General features: G+C 50.0%; 16 protein-coding genes. 6 read left to right on the top strand and 10 right to left on the bottom strand.

Annotated elements, in window-relative coordinates:
• Nucleotides 1-12 precede the first annotated feature (12 nt).
• Complete coding sequence (locus tag DS731_RS05160; RefSeq protein ID WP_181013651.1) at nucleotides 13-2382, bottom strand: fatty acid cis/trans isomerase; 2370 nt, start codon at nucleotides 2380-2382, stop codon at nucleotides 13-15.
• Nucleotides 2383-2567: 185 nt separating this feature from the next.
• Here DS731_RS05160 and DS731_RS05155 point away from each other — a divergent pair, with 185 nt between their 5' ends.
• Nucleotides 2568-3074, top strand: a complete 507-nt coding sequence (locus tag DS731_RS05155) for a M48 metallopeptidase family protein (protein WP_119503312.1) — start codon at nucleotides 2568-2570, stop codon at nucleotides 3072-3074.
• A 75-nt stretch (nucleotides 3075-3149) separates the two neighbouring features.
• Here DS731_RS05155 and DS731_RS05150 read toward each other — a convergent pair whose 3' ends face one another.
• Together DS731_RS05150 and DS731_RS05145 are read right to left on the bottom strand one after the other, a co-directional pair.
• The gene (locus DS731_RS05150; protein WP_119500316.1) at nucleotides 3150-6092 is read right to left on the bottom strand and encodes a TonB-dependent receptor; all 2943 of its coding nucleotides are present in this window, start codon (nucleotides 6090-6092) and stop codon (nucleotides 3150-3152) included.
• Nucleotides 6093-6155: 63 nt separating this feature from the next.
• Nucleotides 6156-8822, bottom strand: a complete 2667-nt coding sequence (locus DS731_RS05145; protein WP_119500315.1) for a glycoside hydrolase family 16 protein — start codon at nucleotides 8820-8822, stop codon at nucleotides 6156-6158.
• 385 nt (nucleotides 8823-9207) lie between these two features.
• On the opposite strand from DS731_RS05145, the gene DS731_RS05140 reads away from it, so the two are divergent.
• Both DS731_RS05140 and DS731_RS05135 read left to right on the top strand, forming a co-directional pair.
• Nucleotides 9208-10800, top strand: a complete 1593-nt coding sequence (locus DS731_RS05140) for an ABC-F family ATPase (protein WP_119503311.1) — start codon at nucleotides 9208-9210, stop codon at nucleotides 10798-10800.
• 101 nt (nucleotides 10801-10901) lie between these two features.
• The gene (locus DS731_RS05135; protein ID WP_119500314.1) at nucleotides 10902-11759 is read left to right on the top strand and encodes a patatin-like phospholipase family protein; all 858 of its coding nucleotides are present in this window, start codon (nucleotides 10902-10904) and stop codon (nucleotides 11757-11759) included.
• 19 nt (nucleotides 11760-11778) lie between these two features.
• Here DS731_RS05135 and DS731_RS05130 read toward each other — a convergent pair whose 3' ends face one another.
• From DS731_RS05130 to DS731_RS05120, 3 genes are read right to left on the bottom strand one after another with little or no spacing between them, the layout of a single operon-like run.
• On the bottom strand, nucleotides 11779-13119 hold the full coding sequence (locus DS731_RS05130; protein ID WP_161599101.1) for a sensor histidine kinase: 1341 nt from the start codon (nucleotides 13117-13119) through the stop codon (nucleotides 11779-11781).
• Nucleotides 13097-13777 (bottom strand): response regulator transcription factor, encoded by a 681-nt coding sequence (locus DS731_RS05125; RefSeq protein ID WP_119503310.1) that lies wholly within the window; start codon nucleotides 13775-13777, stop codon nucleotides 13097-13099. Before DS731_RS05125 ends, DS731_RS05130 begins: the two co-directional genes overlap by 23 nt.
• Before the next feature lie 42 nt (nucleotides 13778-13819).
• Nucleotides 13820-14116 (bottom strand): PepSY domain-containing protein, encoded by a 297-nt coding sequence (locus tag DS731_RS05120; RefSeq protein WP_119500312.1) that lies wholly within the window; start codon nucleotides 14114-14116, stop codon nucleotides 13820-13822.
• 278 nt (nucleotides 14117-14394) lie between these two features.
• Here DS731_RS05120 and zntR point away from each other — a divergent pair, with 278 nt between their 5' ends.
• The 3 genes from zntR to DS731_RS05105 are packed head-to-tail and all read left to right on the top strand — an operon-like array spanning nucleotide 14395 to nucleotide 16456.
• Nucleotides 14395-14820: a Zn(2+)-responsive transcriptional regulator gene (zntR, locus tag DS731_RS05115; RefSeq protein ID WP_202980706.1), complete on the top strand. Its 426-nt coding sequence runs from the start codon at nucleotides 14395-14397 to the stop codon at nucleotides 14818-14820.
• A complete protein-coding gene (locus tag DS731_RS05110; RefSeq protein WP_119500311.1) occupies nucleotides 14817-16073 on the top strand; it encodes an SO_0444 family Cu/Zn efflux transporter in 1257 nt (418 codons plus the stop codon). Before zntR ends, DS731_RS05110 begins: the two co-directional genes overlap by 4 nt.
• A gap of 23 nt (nucleotides 16074-16096) precedes the next feature.
• Nucleotides 16097-16456 (top strand): DUF3703 domain-containing protein, encoded by a 360-nt coding sequence (locus DS731_RS05105; protein ID WP_119500310.1) that lies wholly within the window; start codon nucleotides 16097-16099, stop codon nucleotides 16454-16456.
• Here the strand turns inward: DS731_RS05105 and DS731_RS05100 are convergent.
• From DS731_RS05100 to DS731_RS05085, 4 genes are all read right to left on the bottom strand, one after another.
• Nucleotides 16446-18008 (bottom strand): tryptophan halogenase family protein, encoded by a 1563-nt coding sequence (locus DS731_RS05100; protein WP_119500309.1) that lies wholly within the window; start codon nucleotides 18006-18008, stop codon nucleotides 16446-16448. The two genes, DS731_RS05105 and DS731_RS05100, sit on opposite strands and share 11 nt — an antisense overlap.
• 18 nt (nucleotides 18009-18026) lie before the next feature.
• Nucleotides 18027-19523 carry a tryptophan halogenase family protein gene (locus DS731_RS05095; RefSeq protein ID WP_119500308.1) on the bottom strand — a complete coding sequence of 499 codons (1497 nt, stop codon included), beginning with the start codon at nucleotides 19521-19523 and terminating at the stop codon, nucleotides 18027-18029.
• Between the two features lie 9 nt (nucleotides 19524-19532).
• Entirely contained in the window at nucleotides 19533-20567 is a 1035-nt protein-coding gene (locus tag DS731_RS05090) for a cupin-like domain-containing protein (RefSeq protein WP_119500307.1), read from the bottom strand.
• Between the two features lie 75 nt (nucleotides 20568-20642).
• Nucleotides 20643-21362, bottom strand: coding sequence for a SapC family protein (locus DS731_RS05085; RefSeq protein ID WP_119500306.1), 720 nt, complete (start codon nucleotides 21360-21362; stop codon nucleotides 20643-20645).
• Between the last annotated feature and the right edge of the window lie 46 nt (nucleotides 21363-21408).

The raw sequence follows: 21408 nt of genomic DNA, 5'->3' as shown, positions 1-21408 counted from the left end.
CAGCCAATGCCCCTACCGGTCCTCTAACCGGTTGTAATCCAGCAAACCGCCGTCAACGGGATAACGGGCTTCTGACCATCTGATAAGCTCATCACTGAATGACCAGAACTCAGGGTTGGTACGGCGTACCCCCACCTTATCTAACAGACGCTGATAGTCACTTTCGTTTTTCACTTTACTCAACTGTTTTACGACCTGCGGAATATCTGAGGCATTAACCTGCCAGAATACATCAGGATAACTGCCCAGAAAGCCCTGAACCAGTGTCAGTGAATCGTTGGCGTGGTCACGGTTCTTATCTTCTTCAAACAGGCTGCTTACGTTAAAGTGTGCGCTGTTTCTCAGCACAGTGAACACGTCGAAGTCTTCCGGTTTTTCGTCACTTCGCACCATAATCATCGTGATTTCCGGCATAATTGTGGCTTGCTGAGCAGGTAATTCGTCTATGGTAGCCAGCGCGGCAAGCTGTTCTTCGTTAAGTACATCACTGTGTAATCCTGTATTCTCCGGCTGAACACCCTTGAGATAAGAGGCCAGAAGGCGGTACAACTCCCCTTTGGGTTTGCCGGTGTCATATTCAATCCCGGTGTCCTGCTCAAAGCTGTTGATATCACCCTCAATGTAATCTGTCAGTTCCGGTCCGGCATGCTGATACCAGTCAGCTAACTGGGTACGGCGGGTTTCAGGCGGCAGTAATGTCAGGAAATTCGATTCCCCTTCCATTCGCAGGAAATCCATGTAGAGCCTTGTCATCAACTGATGGCCGTAGTTGCCATACACATCAAATCCGGCCACCAGCAAATAGTGGATACGCTCAAGCAGTGCGTAATCAATCACCCATGCAGTCTTCGGCGGTTTACCCACCATACCTTTCACCACGGTGGCGTTGTCGAAATGACGAAATACGGTCAGACTGGCGTTAGTATTTTTGCCGTCGCCGGCCCAGACACTTTGTAAACTCAGGTGTTCACCCTGCTTAAACGCTTCATTAAGAAATGCTGTTCTGGCACGCATGTATTCGCCCTGGCGACGGGCGTATTTCACCCAGCTTACTGCTAATGCAGTACTGTCTTTTTCCGCCGGCAGATGCAGATTCTCCCGTTGAGAGGCATAAAATTCATTAAGCTCCTCTGAAGCCGCCACTTCCGGATCGACAAAGAACACCCAGAAACGATCATTGATGACATTCAGCGCTACCTGACCACGGCAAACGGGCCCTTTGATATACCCCATGATGGTATTTTGTGCCCGCTCCAGCATGAAACGGTACCGGCTTTTCACCGGTAACAAAGTGAAGGATGTGAGAGGGTTTGCCGCTACATCCGGTTTATAAGAGGGTAATGCCGGCACATCAAATTCTGCATCCACAAACCAGGCCTGCCATTTAGCCCGTAAATCGTCATCAATCACATACGGCTGATGGGTTTTGCTGACAATGGTTGAGAACACAGGCTGGAGCCTGTACCACACCCGCTCAACACCGGGGTCGTCGAAGGGCCGGCGGGTTGCGATGACCGAAAGCGGTTTACCCGGCGGCGTGGCTGACCGCACAAGATCAAAAAACTGTGGTGTTTCGCCTTCGGGACTCAGGCCGTCAAAGTACAAATGGGTGGTGAACAGATGCTCATAAATATATCGCGCAGACAATTTCGCTTTGTTGTTGTCTGCATTCAGCCACGTTTCCAGCTCCGATACTTTAGCGACAGTCTTTTCGTCTAACGAAGGAGATTCAGATAAGGGTGCATTGTGCTGCAGCCATCTTAGCAGTGTCAGTTCTTCTTCAGCATTCAGGCCCGGTAACGCGTAAGGCATGCCCCCAAGCGGCTGGTCTGCAATATAACGCCCCATTTCATCAAGTGTCGGACATTGCTGCTCTCTGTTTAAGCTGATATCGAAACCGTCTCCAAGGTGGGTGGTATCAGGTTGCGGATTGGCCCGCTTTAATAACAGCATCTGCGCCAGCACAGAGGTTTGCGTTTCCTGTACAACGTCGCTGTCTTCATCAGGTAAAACAGAAAAGAAGCCACGCTTGCGCCAGGCGTCTTCAGAATGCGCATCGATAAATAACCGGTTTGGCTGTGCAGCAGTTAAGCGGGTACCTTCGTAAACCTTCTCTTTATTCGCTCCGCGGGCAATACCTTCCGGCGCTGTCATTTTAAGCTGACAAGGTGCGTCGTAGCAGGCGTGACATACCACGCAACGCTTCGTCAAAACCGGGCTGACCTCATGCTCAAAGAATTGTGCCGGTAAGGGTTCCGTCGCCGCAACCGTATCAGGGTTATCAAATAGTGGCGCTTCTGCTGCAGACCATTGCCAGATTGCCACTCCGGCGATTAAAACAGCCAGCATCAATGCCGCCTTCCCCTTACTAAACCAATTCATACGTCGCTTCCCGTAATGCCCGGCGCACAGTCTACCATCCATTCACTCCTGCTCCATCTATCCATAGTAAAATCCTGTCAAAGGTTTAATATTCAGCCGCAGATCCGCATAATCAAAGCCGGATGCATGGTGTGCGGTTAATCATGTTGTATACTGACCGCCACACTATTATTTATGCATTCATCATGTCCCGGCCACTGACCTATTTATCTCATTACCCTCAACATCTTCAGGATCAGATCCGCCACCTCATCGACAACAATCAGTTGGGCGACTGGCTCCGCTCCCGTTACCCGTCCGTGCACAACATTAACAATGACCGTGATTTGCGTGAGTACGCCATGGACATCAAAAACCGTTACATGAAGAAAACCCAGCCATTAAGCAAAGTCGTTTACGACGGTAGAATTCATATCGTGAATCACGCGCTGGGGTTGCACTCCTATGTAGCGAGAAATCAGGGCGGGAAGCTGAAAAGTAAAAACGAACTGCGGGTCAGCGATTTATTCAAAAATACGCCTGAGCCCTTTTTGAATATGATAGTGGTGCACGAACTGGCTCACCTTAAAGAAAAAGATCATAACAAAGCCTTCTACCAGCTTTGCCGCCATATGCAGCCGGACTACCACCAGTTAGAGTTTGATGTAAGGGTTTATCTCACCGAAATGGACGCTAACGGAGAAGTATTCTGAAAAGGCTTTGCATATAAAAAAGGCCGCAAAGCAAAATGCAATGCGGCCTGAACAAATGTGGTCCTGTTGTTTTTATCAGAACGTATACCGGGCACCGAGGGTATAACGCGGACCATATTGATGGGCGTAAAGGAATTGTTCCTCAAAACGGCCGTAGCCACGTTCAGTCTCGTTATTTACATTTACGCCTTCAACAAACACGGTGAAATGTTCGTTGAAATCGTAGTTGATGCTGAAGTCCCACTGACCGAAAGAGTCTGCCTGTGTTGGTGGTACATCAGATGAACCCTGTGCCTGTCCCATGCCCTGCAGATAGCCTGCACGCCATGCATAAGTCACTTTTACCGACAACGCTTCTTTTTCGTAGAACATCTGGAAGTTGGCAGAATCACCGATACCCACCAGCGGGTTCTGACCGCTTTCGAGAATATAGGGGTCATACTTCACATCACCGTCAACCAGCGTACCGTTCACTCCAACCCCAAAGCCGGTTTCACCGAAAGTATGCTGAACGGCCAGTTCAATACCATCCACAGTGCGGGAATCCGGCAGGTTACGCGGCTTGGTAACACGCCAGGTGATCAGTGGATCATCAGCGTTTGGCTCAACAACACCTTCTGCGTTAGCGTAGCCGTTATCCTGAAAATACTGGAAAATGGCACTGTCTGTGGCCTGCACACCATCAGCTTCAAGAGCCGCAACGGCTTCGTTCCACCGCGGTCCCTGGTAAATATCACGCAGCCCTTCGAAGGTCTGATCGCCCCCGGTGGTCTCGATATACTCACTCACCTTCTTGCGGAACAGGCCGACGGAGGCATAGCTGTCTTCGCTGTAATACCATTCCACTGACAAATCGAGGTTTTGCGACTCGTAAGGTTTCAGGCCGGTGTTACCTTCAGACGCGGTACGGGCACCAATTTTGGGGCTGCCACTAAATGCACGGCCTCCTTGCAGCAAGCCAATAGGCGCACGGGTTATCGATTTACCCCATGAGAAACGGGCGACGACATCTTCTGTTACGTCCACTTTAATGTCGAACATGGGCAGCAGAATGTCGTATTCACCGGTGAAATCCTGCAGGATAAGTTCCGACTGATATTCAGTGATCCACTCAGAAGGTGCGACCCAGTTTACCTGCGTCGGCACCCGCACCTGCGCGGAACTGGGCACTTCAGTTTCTTCGTAGCGCACACCGGCATTTACCTGCACATAGAATTCACCAATATCAAAATCCCACTCTGTCTGTACGTAAACAGAATCGGTGATCTCTTCGACAAAGTTCACCGTTGGCGCATTAAAGAACGGATCGATGGAGTAAACGTTGCTGTCACCGGTCACGTCTGCCGTAAGGTAAGCCAACTGCCGGGTGATCGCTTCGTCAAAGCTGTAGGTGTAAAAATAATTAGGATTCAGCGCATCACCGCCGCCACTGAATGCATCCAGGAAATCACCGGTATCATGGCGGGTAAACATGCTATCCGGGAAAATTTCAGTATAGGACGGACTGAAGCCGGGGCCGCCACGTAATCCACCCCATGCGTCCGTTGCCCCCAACGACTGTTCGGTACGGGCATAACCAAAGTCGACCTTCACCAGTGGAATGCTGTCAAAAACCGAGTTATACCAGGTACTGTCGATTTGTAGCTGTTCAATGTCCGAACGGCCCTGATTACGGGTAAACTGACTGAAGTTAGAATCAATTTCACCGGGCATCAGCTCGTTGGTGCCGTTATTCCAATTGATGTAATAGCTGGGAATATCACCTTCCCGATAATCGTACACTTTGGAAATCAGCTGATCGGAGCCAAGAATGACCTGGCCACTGCCGCCTAACCCTTTGTCCTTGCCATTATCAATCTGATTGTAGGAGTCGTGATAATCCACTGATACTTCCCAATCATCAGTGATTTGCCACTCAAGATTTACACCCAGAGAGCGGGCATTCACCTCGGTGGTGTTACGGCTGGCTGTAGCAGAACCGTCATCACCGGCAATATCGGCATACAATGCAGTGCCATTTTCGTCCAGTTCATAGGAATTAATATTCGGCCCGAAGTTGTTCCAAATCCCCCAACCAAAGCTGTTAGTGCCGGTGACGGCGTCTGATGCGGTGTAATCCACCGTTGCCGTGAAATTATCGGTAGGGCGGAACTGGAACGTGACCTGTGCATTGGTACGTTCACGCTGAACATCGGCAAAGCCAAAGTTCAGATCTTTAGGAAAGAATGCCGCATCGGTAATGACAGAACGGTTATCCACTACCATGGATGGGTCCAGTTCGGGTAAATCCTCGTCGGGCACAAGCACCCACCCCTGAATGCTGGCTGATTGCTGACGGAAATCACGTTCCTGGTGAGATACCGAAATGCCGATACCGAACATATCGTCAGCAAAGGTGTTTGTGAACACGCCGGCCACTTCAGGCGTAATATCACTGCCTTCCTCGTTAGAGGTGTCCATAATGCCTTTAGCAGACACTGAGAATTGCTGACCCGGATTATCCATTGGGCGCATAGTCAGAATATTTACCGTTGCGCCAAGACCACCACTGGGGTTTTCCGCCCGTGCAGTTTTCTGCAGCTCCAGGGTTTTTACTCCTTCAGAAGACAGGTTCTGTAAGTCGTAAGAGCGAGTGAAGCCGGTGCCCGGCATCTGACGGCCATTCAGGGTAATCAGGTTAAATTCAGGGCCAAAACCCCGTACGGTGATCTGACTACCTTCACCGTTTGCACGGCTGATGGTGACACCGGTAATACGCTGTAACGCTTCCGCAAGGTTGGTATCCGGAAATTTACCCAGTTCTTCGGCGGAAATGGCATCGACGACACCGCTGGAATTGCGCTTCAGATCCTGAGAGCGCATCAGTGAGCCGCGGATCCCCTTAACCTGAATGACTTCCATGCTTTCGTCAGCAGCGGCTTCAACTTCCTGTGCCTGCGCGCTGAACATGCTTGTTGTACCCAGTAACAAAGCCATTGATGTGGCGACCCGGGTCTTTTTAAATGTATTGTTTTTCATAGTTGACCTACTCATCATAATCAATTGTTCCGGCGAGCCGGTATGGCTTAGCCGGAGGCTTTGTTATTGCGCTGCAATTTCTGCGTTATCGATGCGGTAAACCGCGCCGTCACCCTGTCCCCATGCCGGGAACACCATCACCACGTTGATGTCTGACACATCGAGACCAAGATCAGACAGCGTTTGCAGCGGGAAGGTATAGGTTTGCCATTCGCCGGCTACCGGATCGACGCCTTCAAGGCTTTCCGACAGCGGCAACTCAACGGCAGTGGCAGCACCGGTAGATTCAATCTTAAACAGCCAGGGCGCTGTGCTGTCAGCAGGCATGGAAGTCACTTTCATTTCAAAGCGGACAGCGCCTGTGGTAAGAAGTGCTGTAGCATCGAAAGACACCTCATCATCTGCCAGGAAGCCCATTACCGTCGGGGTACCGCCGATACGGAATTCGGCTACGTCACCGTGGGCATCATCATCGGCTTCTATTGTCGGAGTAGAACCGCCACAGCAATCCCACACGCTCCACATGTCAGCGGCGGTATCAGCAAAAAGGGTTAAACCTGCTGCCGCACCGGCACCCGGGTGATAGAGTTTCATATTGTCGATACGATATGCCGCACCTTCACCGGCGCCCCAGGCCGGGAACACCATGATCACGTCAATGGCACTGATATCCAGACCACCGGCCTGCAGGTCAGCAATGGGGAAGGTGTAGGTTTGCCACTCGCCTTCAACCGGCGCTTCCCCTTCCACACTTTCTGTGATGGGTAATTCAATGGCCGTAGAAGCACCGTTAGATTCCACCTTAAATAACCAGGCTGCAGAGGCATCGTTTGGCAAGCTCACAACACGCATATCGAACTGCAGCAGGCCGCCGTCTGCCAGTGCAGTGGCGTCGAACGGGGTGTCACCGCCACCGTCAGCGGGACGGGTAATAAAGCCCATTACAGTAGGTTCGGCACCGATACGGAATTCAGCGGTCAGGCCGTGGGCATCGTCATCCATTTCTTCTGTAGGGGTTGAGCCGCCGCAGCAGTCCCACATAGGCCAGTTAGGGTTTGTAGCATCTTCAAAAATCACCAGTTCCGGGTAGCTGGATTCTGCAGAAATTTCCACGTTGGTCAGGCGGTAAGTTGCTCCGTCACCCGCGCCCCAGGCAGGGAACACCATAATGACGTCAATGGCGCTCACATCCAGGCCAGCTTCATCGAGCATGGAAAGCGGAAATTCATAAGTTTCCCACACGCCCTCTTCCGGCATATCGCCGGCAGATTCATTCGGGCCCGTGTAGCCGGTTGCCAGTGGAAACTCTACAGCGGTTGACCCTTCTGAGCTTTCAATTTTGAACAGCCAGGCAGCACTGGCTTCAGAAGGCAGCGACGTGACTTTCAAATCAAACTTTACACTGCCGGTTTCCACCATAGGCGCACCGTCAAAAGGGGTTGCCTGACCGTTTGGATCGGTAATAAAGGTACTGCGACTGACGAACCCCATTACAGTTGGTGTTGCGCCAATAGAGAATTCGTAAACGTCACCTTTTTCGGCATCGTCGACGATGGCAGGCGTTGAGCCACCACAGCAGTCCCATGCTGGCCAGTTCGGATTATCGGTACCACCAAAGATGGTCAGGTTCTGTGCCACACCGCTGGAAGGTGGTGAAGGAATGGGCGCTTCACCTTCTACCAGAGCATCATCTGTAGAGTCATAGCCGGGGCGCACAGTTTCACAGCCTTTACCGGTATCCGGATTAGTTGAACATTGATAAACATGCACATAATCGATTTCGTACGTTTGTCCTTCCGTGAAGGCTTCCGGGTCGATACCCAGCTCATTCACGTTAGATGGCCAGTCGCCGCCCACCGCCAGATTCAGGATCATGAAGAACTCCTGATCGAAGGGTGCATTGGTGTAGTAGTTCTGTAATTCGCCGCTGGTTTGATCGAAGTATTCGGTATACCAGCCACGATGCGCCAGACCGGTCGCTTCGCCTTTGCTGTTGTAACGCACCGTTGACTTTCGCTGTGTGGCGTACAGGTAATCATCCATATACCAGCGAATTTCGCCTTCCTGCCATTCCACCGCATAAGTATGGAAATCGTCAGCTGGATTAGCGCCGTCCGGTAACTTATAGGCCTTACCACTGTATTTGTTATTCGGCCACTCACTGCCGTAATGCAGGGTACCGTGAATGTTTGCTTCCGGGTTACCGTCGGCGTCCATGGCTTTCAGATTAACCGCTTCCATGATGTCGATTTCACCACTTCGCGGCCAGCCACCATAAACAGAATCGGTAGGCATCATCCAGAATGCCGGCCAGCTTCCCTGACCAGAGGGCAGCTTTGCGCGCATTTCAAAACGGCCATATTTAAAGTCTGCTTTGTACTGTGTAACGAGTCGGGCTGATGTGTAAGGCTTCTCCGCCCCTTCTGCGGCGGGTAACGCGACAATTTTTAGCGTGCCGTCAGAGACAAATGCATTTTCAGGACTGTCGGTGTAGCACTGGGATTCGTTGTTGCCACCACCGGCGCAATTGACTTCATGAGTCCAGTTATTTCCGTCAATAGAAGACCCGTCAAAATCATCACTCCATACCAACTCCCAGTCTGTTACTGGTACCGTTGGCTCAACAATATTCACGTCCGTATTTGTGGTGGCGCCACCGCCACATCCCACAAGGGTTGTGACCGATATTGCGGCCGCCAGCCGCGACAATTGTAAAAATGTTTTAGTCATTGTGTTCAGCCCTGTTTTCAACTTCCGGCAAGCAGGCGTTGCCGGAAATTTGTCTTTAGTTTTCGTCCCGTCTGTGCGGTCGAATTAATTTTGTAAGCGCTTACAAATCTTCTCAAAAAGAAAGCACTGTTCAGTTGAGCGCGATTGAATTCCATTCCCGCTGATTATGAAAGCGCTTTCATTACATTACGACACGGTCAAATAAAGGTCAATGGCATTCTCATTTTTTTAACATTTCAGTCACCTTCGTGACAGATTGACCCACCGGTGCGCTATTGCGCGACTTTTAGCCAGTTTAACCTCGACACAGCCGGCAGGATTCTTTATATTGCGCGGCCTTGAATGCACTCACGTGTACCTCTTTTTTGTTTTCCGGGAATTTGTTGTGATCACCACCGCCAATATCACCATGCAGTTTGGCTCTGCGCCTTTGTTCGAAAATATCTCCGCTAAGTTCGGTAACGGCAATCGCTACGGCCTGATTGGCGCGAATGGCTGTGGTAAGTCAACCTTCATGAAAATTTTAAGCGGCAAGCTTACCCCTTCCGCCGGGAATGTATCACTCGCCCCGGGCACTAAGCTAGGGATCCTGAATCAGGATCAATTCGCCTTCGAAGAAATGTCGGTGGTTGATGCTGTGATCATGGGAGATAACGAACTGTGGGAAGTGAAGCAGGAACGTGACGAGATTTACAGCAAAGCAGACATGAGTGAAGAAGACGGTATGCGTGTTGCCGATCTGGAAACCCGTTTTGCTGAAATGGATGGTTATACCGCCGAAGCCCGTGCTGGAGATATCTTAATTGCTGCCGGCATTGAGGAAGACTATCACTTTGGTCTGATGAAGGAAGTCGCGCCGGGTAAAAAAGTTCGTGTTTTACTGGCACAGGCGTTATTTGCCGATCCGGATATTCTGCTACTGGACGAACCGACTAACAACCTCGATATCTACACCATCAACTGGCTGGCTGAAGAGCTCAACAAGCGTAAGTCTACGATGATCATTATTTCTCACGATCGTCACTTCTTAAATTCCGTCTGTACTCACATGGCCGATATTGATTACGGTGAATTACGTATTTATCCCGGTAACTATGACGATTTCTCAGAAGCCGCTGCCGCTGCGCTGGAACAGCTCCATCATGAAAATGATAAGAAAAAGGCAGAGATTGAAGAGCTGCAAAGTTTCGTAGCCCGCTTCTCAGCTAACGCCTCAAAAGCCAAGCAGGCAACTTCACGGGCAAAGCGTCTTGAGAAAATTGAGCTGAACGAGATTAAAGCGTCCAGCCGCCGTAAGCCATACATCATTTTTAAACAGCACAAGAAGCTGCACCGTCTGGCGATTACTCTTGAAGACCTGGGGCACGGCTTCCCTGAATTGCCACTTTTCAGTAACGGTAATTTGCTTTTAGAAGCGGGAGCCCGCCTGGCCATTATCGGTGAAAACGGTGCCGGCAAAACCACCCTGCTGAAATGTCTGATCAACGAACTGGACGCCAATGAGGGCATGGTAAAGTGGGCAGAAAACGCTGAAGTAGGTTACGTTCCTCAGGACAGCAACCGTGACTTTGCCAACGATCTGACTTTATTTGAATGGATGAGCCAGTGGCGCGGACCAAAGCATGATGATCTGCAGGTTAAAGCCATGCTGGGTCGTTTGCTGTTTACCTCTGATGATTTCAATAAGAAAGTGAGTGTTTGCTCCGGTGGTGAGAAAAACCGTCTGTTGTTTGGCAAGTTAATGCTGCAGGATATCAATGTACTGGTAATGGACGAGCCTACTAACCACCTTGATATGGAATCTATTGAGGCACTGAATAATGCTCTGGCAAACTACGACGGCACTGTAATTTTTGTCAGCCACGACCGTGAATTTGTCTCTTCACTGGCCACCCAGGTTATCGAAATTAAAGATCAGAAAATCAATCATTTCGAAGGTACCTACGAAGAGTTCCTCGCTCACAGCGCTGCCGTTTAGTATTAAATTTAATAACTGAAAAGCGCTTATCACACAGCGGAAACTGTCGCCTTTTTCAACCTTGAACTATGCTTTGTATAAGGTGAAAAAGGTGATGGTGTATGTCTGTATCCAGAATATTCCCCAAGCAAATCGTTCCCATTTTATCCGGCGGCGGTACACGGCTGCCTGCTCACATAGGTATATTACAGGCACTCGACGACCTTAACGTAAAACACAACACTATTGTGGGCGTATCCGGCGGCTCTATCATTGCGGCAATGTACGCACGGGGCTTCACAGTAACCGAAATGAAGCATCTGGCACTGAATACTGACTTCCGTCAGTTTGCTGATTTTTCTTTGTGGCGACTGTTACGTGAAGGCGGCCTGGCATCGGGAGATATTTTCGAACAATGGCTGGATGAGCAGCTCGACGGCGTCACCTTTTCAACCATCAACTATCCTTTACATATTCTGGCCACAGATGTGAACGGCGGCGGTCCGGCGCTGTTTAATGCGACAGAAACACCGGATGTGAAAGTCTCCGCTGCAGTAAGGGCTTCCATGTCGATCCCCCTCATTTTTGCCTTCAAACAATTCGAAGATAAATTACTGGTGGACGGCGCGGTACTGTCTGAGGACGCACTGTTTCGTGACTGGCAGCAGGACGGAACCCCTTCGGTCTGCTTCCGCTTGCAAAGCCGTCAGAAAAAAGAGAACCTGGGCAAGAAGAAAGCCCGTTTCGCCCTGCCCACTTATGTCATGCTGTTAATCCGTACTTTTATGTCGGCACTGGCAAGGGAGTACGTACACGCTGAATTCTGGCAGCGCACTATTTTGATTGATACCGGAGAGGTCTCCGCCGTGGACTTTGATGCCAACGGCGCTGACAAAGAAGCGCTATTCGAAACCGGCTACAACACGACAATGGCTTACCTGCCGGAAAAATTAAAGAAGCAGTATGTACAAATATCCTGATGGAACATGGAAGGGAAACTCACCCGCTATTAAATTGCCGCCTGAATGTTACTTCCACTCCAAGCCCCTGCCCGGCGGTGTTAAGTTTTACTTCGCCGTTGTGCAAGGAGGCAATCGCCTTAACAATACTCAGGCCCAGTCCTGTGCCTGATGTGGTTCTGCTCCTGTCAGCCCTGAAAAATGGCTGAAGCAATTTTTCTGCATCATTAACAGATACGCCGGGACCATTATCACTGACTTTCAAAATAATGTTGTCATGATTATCTTTGCTCAGTTCAATCCTGACTGTACTGTTTTCACCACTGTAGCTAATGGCATTTTCGACTAAATTAACAATAAGCTGATTTAATAGTGACGGGTCACCACGCATATCAGGGATCTGGCCTTCCTGTAACAGCAGTGTCTGTCCCTTTTCCTCAGCATCAGGCCTGTACAAGTCCACAATATTAGTCACAAGATTGCTCAAAGAAACTGTCTGAAGTTGTCGCGGAACGGGATCCGATTCAAGCTCAGCCAGTTGCAGCATGGCAGTAAACGTACTCAACGTACCGTCGAGCATAGAGACAGTACGTTCTATTCTGGCAGCGTCTTTATCACTTGTGGCGGACAGCAGTTCAAGTTCTTGTCTTACCCGCGATAAGGGCGTACGTAAATCATGTGCAACACTGTTGGTTACGTGACGAATCTCATGCACCAGCGTTTCAATTCTTTCCAGCATTCCGTTTATTGCCACCGCCAGCCGGTCAAAATCATCATTCGCCGGTGAAACCGGAAGCCGGTTTGACAATGAATGCCGGCCAACCAGGCGGGTCGCCGTGGTGACCTCATCAACTCTGGCCATAAAATTACGGGTAACAAGCAATCCTGTTACCAGGCTCAGAAGCACCGTACAGCCGAGAAATAACAACACATTGTTTCGCAACAAAACCTTCAGATCGTCGATGGCAGTTAACCGTTCACCGACAAACAGAGCATAACCATTTTCTAACCGGGTGACGTTAACAAGCACCGCCGGATTACGGCTGGTGTGATACCAGTCCTCACTACTCCTTTCATGTACAATATCTTTGTCAAACAGCACTTTCCCGTCAGGGCTTCTGAGCGCGTGGAGCAAATTATCGATATCCCGCAGCTCAAACCTTTCCCTTACATCATGCAGCAATTCCGGTAGCCCGTCCTGTTCGTAATCAACAAGTAAACTGCGCGCTTCCTGCAAAATATGGGTCCGGATTTGGGATTCCAGGGTGTTTTGCATCCGCACAGAAATAAATAATCCCAACAAGATACAGGCAAGACTGAAGCACGCCGTGGTGATGATAAGAAGGCGGAACCCTTTGTTATGAAGCAGACGGTTTATCAAGAATATACCCCGCACCTCTGACTGTCCGCAGCAAGCAGGGCTCGTTGCCATCGTTTAACTTGGCACGTAGCCGGCTGATATGAGTTTCCACAACATTTGTTTTTGGATCGAAGTGTAAATCCCACACGGATTCCAGCAACATGGTTCTGGTAATAACCTGCCCCTGATTACGAAGGAAATACTCCAGCAACCTGAATTCTGTGGGCTGAAGCTGCAGCGCTCTTTTCCCGCGGGTAATGGTTCTTGTCAGTAAATTCATTGCTAAATCACCACACATCAGTGCGGTTGATTCAGTTTTAAGTACGGGCCTGCGCGTCAGACTGCAAAGGCGGGCATATAACTCAGCAAATGCAAAAGGTTTTACCAGATAATCTTCCGCCACAGCCAGCCCCTCTACACGATCATGGATGCCGCTGACCGCAGTCAGAAATATGGCAGGCGTGGTATTTCCCGCTACCCGTAAACTTTTTAACAGAGACAGCCCGTCAAGTCCGGGCATCATCCGGTCGAATACCATAACATCGTATTCCTGTTCAATACCTGACAACAGAGCATCGGGCCCGCAGGTGACATGGTCAGTCACATGACCATGTTCCTGCAAACCTCTCACAATAAATGCGGCGGTATCCTTATCGTCTTCAGCAAGTAAGACGCGCATCAGCCCTCCTTAGCGGGTTTGTAAAAATGGTTTTGCCATGCCTTAATCGTCATAGTCCTCTCTGATACCTGTAACTTCACCACTGAGTGCATCCACTCTGATATCAAATACCCGGCTACGTTTAACCACAGACACTTCATAGGCAGGGCTGAAACTGTCGTCATCAATAGATGCTTCAAAAGGTTGGCCACCATGATGTTTTACGGCCGCTTCAATGGCCTGTTGCAGAGTGATCTTTGCTTCATGGAAAGCGCGGATATCATCGTTGTCAGCGCTGGCACCGGCGCTGGCTAAAATCAATGTTGCCGGAATAATGAAATGTTTAATTGCGTTTTGCATGGGATATCTCCTGTTAATGACACAAGGTGTGCCGGAGTTAACAGACTGCCACACTGCATATTGCGACATCATTGCCGGATCTATACAGTTTTGTATAGATTGAATCACAGACGGATTCGCTGTCCGGATAAACTAAACGAAGCAAGTAAAATTGCCAGCCGGTAAATCGTGTAATTTCCTCCCGTTATCTATAAATCCCCGTCTACGCTGATCCGGCTTCTATATTTATGTAAAAACATTTGACTCTGGAGTTAACTCCAGGGTTTATAGTAAGCACTATGAAAAAATCAGACTTGCTGAAAATAGGCGAACTGGCCCGCCTGACTGACCTGAGTAACGACACCATTCGCTTTTACGAGAGCAAGGGTTTGCTAACGCCTTCCGAACGCTCTGATGCAGGTTATCGCCTGTATTCTGCAGACGACGTGGAAAAGCTTTTGTTTATTCAGCGTACCAAAACGGTGGGTTTCACGCTGAATGAAATCAGCGAACTCATGGAGCTGAAACTGCATCCTGATACCCACACCTGTGGCGAGGTAAAGAAAGTCACCGAACAAAAGCTGCAGCAAGTGACTGCTAAAATTAATGAACTTGAGCGAATCCGTCAGTCTCTGCTTCAAATGAATAATTTGTGCGATGGCGGACCTGAAAGTGCTCAGCATTGCACGATTCTACAACTACTGGACTCAGAAAAACCGCTATGAACGATATCACGCTATTACTCACCAATTTCTTTGGTCTGTTTATGGAATCAGCGCCGTGGTTACTCATGGGCTTACTGGTTGCCGGCATAATGCACGAGCTCGTCCCCGTGAGCTTGTTGCAGAAACATATGGGTAAGAACAGCGTGGGGGCGGTGATAAAATCTGCCTTCATCGGTGCACCATTACCACTGTGCTCATGCGGAGTCATTCCCGCCGCACTGGGATTAAGAAGAAGCGGTGCTTCGAAGCCGGCCACCGCATCCTTTCTCGTTTCCACACCGGAAACAGGAGTAGATTCAATATCGGTTTCCTACGCCCTGCTCGGCCCCGTGTTCGCTGTGGTTCGCCCTGTTGCAGCCATCTTCAGCGCCATTTATACCGGTTTAATGGTGAAGTGGTTTGTGAAAGACGAACAGGACATTTCTTCTTCATCTGCTACCCCGGGAAAGGTTGAGCAGGATAGTTGCTGCAGCAGTAAAGCACCGGTGCAGGAACCGGTATCGTCTTGTTGTGCCTCAAAAGCGGAAGTGGTTGCGCCGGTTAAATCCTGTTGCAGCAGTGAAAAGCCTGCAGCGCAAAATAGTTGCTGTGACACGAAAGTCACTACACCGGCACCTGCAGAAACGTCTTCCTGTTGCAGCTCAACTCAGGTCGAATCAGAAAAAGAGAATAAAGTCGTTCAAATCTGGCAGTTCGCTACAGGTAAACTACTGGAAGATATCACCATGTGGTTACTCATTGGCCTTACGCTGGCTGCAGCCATTCAGACCTGGGTACCGGTATCTTTTCTGACCCAATGGGGCGATGGTTTTCTGGCTATGCTGGTCATGGCGCTGATCGGGATCCCTATGTATATCTGTGCAACGGCATCAACACCTCTTGCCGTTGGGTTCCTGTCTGCAGGCCTGTCACCCGGTGCGATCCTGGTGTTTTTGCTTGCAGGTCCGGCAACCAATATTTCTACCATGGGCATGATTGGCCGCGAACTCGGCCGCCGCTCTCTTATCATCTATTTGTTCTGCATTCTCACAGCCAGCATCGGTTTGGGTTACCTGCTGAATGCGGCGGTGGAGGCATTTAACTGGCAATCTTTTATCCCCACCGGTGAGGGAGCCCACCATCACGGCGAAACAGTAAATGCCTTTTACGCATTGTGTGCGGTAGTGCTCGGCGCACTGATGGTACGTAACAGCTGGCAGGCAGCGAAGGACAAGTGGTTTTCCGGCAATAATATGCAAAGCAGCTGTCATTAAAAAACTGAACAGGAAGCCATCACATGGGAAATTTTACAAAAAACATCGCCATGCCTGTTCGCCGCGAACTGGTCATGGCCCGGTCTTTACAAATTAACGGGCAGTGGCAAAGTGCATTTAAGCATCTGGAAAATGCACATGTGCTGGGGCAGCTTTCAACGTACTGGCATACCCGTGTTCATATTCTGATGTTGCTGTGGGCCTGGCAGCGAACCGACATCCGCGAAGTGATTGCTCAGATCATACGTATCACCGGCGCCGCCACGAAGACCTTTGCAGGTCTGGTCCCGGCGGGAAACACCGGCGGTGGAAACGTCAGTGCGTTTAAACCTATGCCTGTTTCTAAGGCTCTGGCTGAAAAAATAGCGGGGGCTAAGCGCTAGCCCTGCAGTCCTTTTTAACTGCGCCTGCCAGCCGTGACAAAAACTCGCGGTTGGTAGGTAAGCCATTCAGCAATTGCTCTGTCGAGCGTCGCACATCATTTAAAGCCTTATCCGCCACCCGCATTTCATGTTGCGACAGGCCTGTACACGCCTCACCGAATGTAGATTGCATGCCCATCAGCACGTATTGCTTACTGGCTGAGGAAAACAGCTCCAGACGGCGATCGCTCTCGTAAAGCCAGGGCGGCTGGGTTTGCCACAATGCCAGAGAGTCTTTCAGGCTTTGCGGCACTGAGGCTGCATCGCGGTGAGCACGCCAGTATTCACTGTCATCCCGGGACGACAACACGTAATGCAGCTTGATAAAGTCGATGATCTCTTCCCACCGGCTGTGGGTGATTTCATTATACCGTTTAGCCAGTACCGTCATGGCATTGCGGCAACGGGGAAACTGGTGGCTTATCCATTCAACGGATTTTTCCACCAGCACCAGCGCCGTTGCTTCAAGAGGCTCCACGAATCCGGCTGACACGCCAATGGCTACACAGTTGCGGTGCCAGAACACAGAACGGTGACCGGGTTCAAAGGTGATTAACCGGGGCTCTGCTTTTGATGCATCCAGATGCGGGTCATTTTTCACATACTGCATCAGTGCATCCTGAGCCTGATCAGCCGAGCAGTACTGGCGGGAAAATACATGGCCAATACCCCGGCGGCCGGACAAGGCAATATCCCAAATCCAACCGTGCTTTTGTGCCGTTGCTACGGTTGCTGAAGCTACCGGCGCATTTTCGTCACGATAAGGCACCTGAAGTGCCAGCGCAGCATCATTAAACAACTGATCACGCCTGCACACCATAGGAACATTATAAAACCCGTTCAGCAATAGTGCTTTAAAACCACTGCAATCAATAAACAAATCACCTTCAATGACACGGCCATCCGACAATGTTACTGAAGCAATATCACCGTCCGGCGCACCATTAACCTGTTCGACATGTCCGGTGGTATGCACCACACCTAATTTCTGCGTGCAGTGCAAACGCAGCATTTCAGTAAATTTACCGGCGTTGAGGTGATAACCGTAATTCAGAGCAAAGGCAAATTCCGGCGTTGCAAGCGTCTTTGGCGCTAGTGACTGCTCACATACAGCCCCCTGGGCACAGACCAGTGTTTCAAAATCAGAACCTGGACGATTCTTAAGAAAATATTGCGACAGATTCACCGCGCCGTACCCAGCCGGCGCAGTGAACGGATGATAGTAATGCTCTCCGTTACCATATTGCCAGCCCACAAACTTAGAAGCCTGTTTAAACCCGGCATTGCAGAACTGCATGAAGTCTTTTTCAGAAATGCCAATCTGGCGGAGAGTATCCCGCATGGTAGGCCAGGTGCCCTCGCCTACCATGAGGTTTTTAACGTTGGGAGATTCAACCAGTTCAATGCGAACCGGATGTGTGCATCCGGATTTTTCGCCATTTTTTGCGGCCAGGATGCCTGCTGTCAGCCATCCGGCGGCACCACCACCTACAATTACAACACGGTTCGTCATTTTCCAGTCTCCTGAAAATTAACCCACCTTCCCTGCCGGGCAATATTTCTCTATGAATTGTGCGTGTGGCGGCAATTGCGCCAACTGGTTATCAATTTGATTCTTTAACGCTGTTAACTGTTGTTTCAGTCCTTCAGGCGGGAGCAATTTACCGGCCTGATGATAGCTTCCGGGCATCAGTCCCTGCCCCATCATAACCTGTACCCATGAGTCCACTCTGAACAGCGATACATCGTCAGGCCACACATAACCATTTTCACGAAAAATCGACAGTCTGTGTTTCAGCGAACCGGGCACATCCATTGTCCTGTAGTGGTTCCAGAACGGACTGTCATCACGTGTAGTCTGATGATAATGAAGGATAATAAAGTCCCGGATAGTTTCAAGTTCAACCGCCGTTTCCTCGTTAAACCTTTCGGCTAATATTCCAAAATTATCCGAAAACGGAAATAACTTCATAAGACGGATAAGTGCCGTGGTGACCAGGTGAATACTGGTTGATTCAAGCGGCTCCAGAAAGCCGCCGGATAAACCGATGGCGACACAGTTCTTATGCCACGCCTTTACCCGCCTTCCGGTTTTAAACTTCAGTTTCCGTGGTTGAGTCAGGGGCTTGCCGTCAAGGTTTGCCAGCAGTGTCTTTTCAGCCTCTTCATCGCTGAGAAAACGACTGGAATAGACAATGCCGTTACCGGTGCGGGTTTGCAGCGGTATACGCCACTGCCAGCCGGCATCGTGAGCAATAGCACGGGTGTAAGGTAAAGGTGGTTCAACGGACTCAGTTTGCACAGCAATGGCGCTGTCGGCTGCGAGATAATGACTCCAGTCTTCGTACTCAACACCCAGGTGTTCACCAATAAGCAGTCCGCGAAAGCCAGTGCAGTCAATAAACACATCACCGGCTATGACCTTGCCCTTCTCCAGCTTTAATGCCGTAATGTTGCCAGTTTCACTGTGGAGATCCACTGTAGCAATTTTGCCTTCAATGCGCTTTACACCGGCGGCTTCACTCTTTTTACGCAGCCAGGCGGCATAGGCCGTGGCATCCAGATGAAAGGCATAATTCAGTGGTTTCTTACCCGCCGCCAAGGCAAACTTACCTTCTCTGGCGGCTTTCAGCTCAAGACAGAAGTCGTCCAGTCCGGCACTGTAGCCATTTTCTTTTGCCGCCATCCAGAAAGCGTGAAACTCTGCCATCCAGGCGCGCTGACCAATTTCGCCAAAGGAATGCAGATAGTTTTCATCTTTACACCCCCAATTTTCAAACTGAATGCCCAGTTTGAATGTGGCCTGGGTGGCAGACATAAATTCCTGTTCGTTTATGCCCATCAACTGATGGAAACTGCGCATGGTAGGAATAGTGGCTTCGCCCACACCCACGGTGCCAATCTGGTCGGATTCAACCAGCGTAATGTCGAGTAAATTTCCCAGCCTGGTAGCCAAACTGAATGCAGTCAGCCAGCCGGCTGTACCACCACCGGCAATGACAACTTTTGTTTTTTTATTTTCGCTCACGCCTGCTCCTTACCGGTTCAGGTTACTGATTAACATGGAACGCAAACGCCTGGCGTTAATGTCGTCCATTTCCCCCAGCGCACCGCGGCTCTCCGGCGGAAGATGTTCACGAACACGCTGCGCATCACCAAACACGTAATAATCAAACAACGCCTTCCACGCTTGTTTTTCCTGTTCTGGTTTTTCCCGCAAACTCATCATGCCGTGTAACAGCACATCCATGGGATTGCCTTTATGACGCTCAGTGGTCATCCACCAGAAATTAACCATTACGTTAAAGCGGTCGTATGCCGTAACTTCATGCCACCACATACTGGGGTAATAAAGGCCGTCACCGGGTTCCAGGTCAGCAATCCACGCATTGTCCATTGCCTCTTTAAGGCGGGGGAACTTATCAAAGTCAGGGTCAGCGAGATTCGCCAGCGTAACAACCTGACCGCCCGGCGTAGGATGCAGCGGCCCGGGATAAAGGTTCTCCACCTGTTCCGGCGGAAACAACATGAACCGGCGTTTGCCCACAACGCAGCAGGCCAGATTTTTAGGTTGATCAAAATGTGCAGCGGCTACAGATTCTGTTCCCAGCCAGATTTTCGCGACTACCGGATTTTGCTCAAATTCAGGATGGGTAAACGCCAGAGAATGACTGTCTGCCAGTGCAGGGAATCCTTCTTTCAGCACCAGAGAGTTAACGTACAGGTATTCATGTTCCTGTTCACTGAGCTCATTACGGATTGTGTTGAACACATCGGGGATCGTTGACCGTTCTGCAGAGAAATTAAATCCGGTACAGGTATCGTTGTATCCGAAGCGGGACTGAATTTCTGATGGTGCGCGATACACCAGCATGGGTTTGTTGCTGTAGTTATCTTCCAGCATCTGCATGGTATCCAGGGAGGATGTCCGCCCTGCTTTAACCATTGGCCAGTCGTTTACCAGCCCCTTAAGAATAACCGGCTGGTTAAGAGCGAAGAGATCATCAAACGGGATGGCATCTGGTGTGATGCCTTCCCACACTGTTACGGTTTGTCGGGAAGGTGTAACCATGGTTTTTGTCCGTTAATAAAAAGCGGCTTAAATGTCAGTACCAGCCGGTACTGACAATCCGGACCAGCACTGTACCTAAATCAGCGCAGATTTTGCGTTCTTCAGATCAATTAAACGCTGAAAATTACCCAGTGAAGATAAAATAAAGTAAAGCGGCCCAAGCATACCGTACTGACTTAACTTTGCCAGACTGTCACCGTCAAGCTGAGAAAGCTTTTCCTGATTGACAGAATAGTAGTTGGAGAAATTCACCTGCTCTACATTGCTGAGCTTAATCTCGATGTTCACCGGCTCCAGAAGATCCATCTCTTCCACCAGCGTGAACAGAGTTTTGTTGTATTGGGCACCGGCTTCAATAGTCTGCAATGCCTTTTTTACATAATTCAGATAACCGGATTCGCCACCCATTGGCAGGAAGACCACTTCACCTTCTTCGCCAACTCGGGGATCGTCCATATCAATACAAATAAATGGCTCCGGTGCAGCATCATCAGATTCGCGATAGGCAATACTGAATGGGCCGCGCCCCAGCACGGCAGGAATATAACGGGTTGTCCATCCGTCTTCACTCAGGAACAGGTTTTCGTCCTTGCTGAGCCCCAGAATACTGTGGATCTGCAACTCGCCACTGTCGGCATCTTTATAAAATACCAGCGGAAACTCTTTGTGCAGCTCACTGATTTCAGACGCGAATACGCGGGTACGGTTTACCTGATGGCCGGAAAAAGCCCCCGGACGGGTATTAACTTTCAGATCCTTATGATCGACGTTATTCAGAACAGCTGGTTTAGACATAGATTGGTCCCCGTTACTGCGGGTTGAGCGAAAGGTATACGCAGGA

This window comes from Alteromonas sp. RKMC-009 (genome assembly GCF_003584565.2).
GTDB lineage: Bacteria > Pseudomonadota > Gammaproteobacteria > Enterobacterales > Alteromonadaceae > Alteromonas.
The sequence above is the reverse complement of the archived record's forward strand: the minus strand, read 5'-3'. Positions and strand labels throughout refer to the sequence as shown.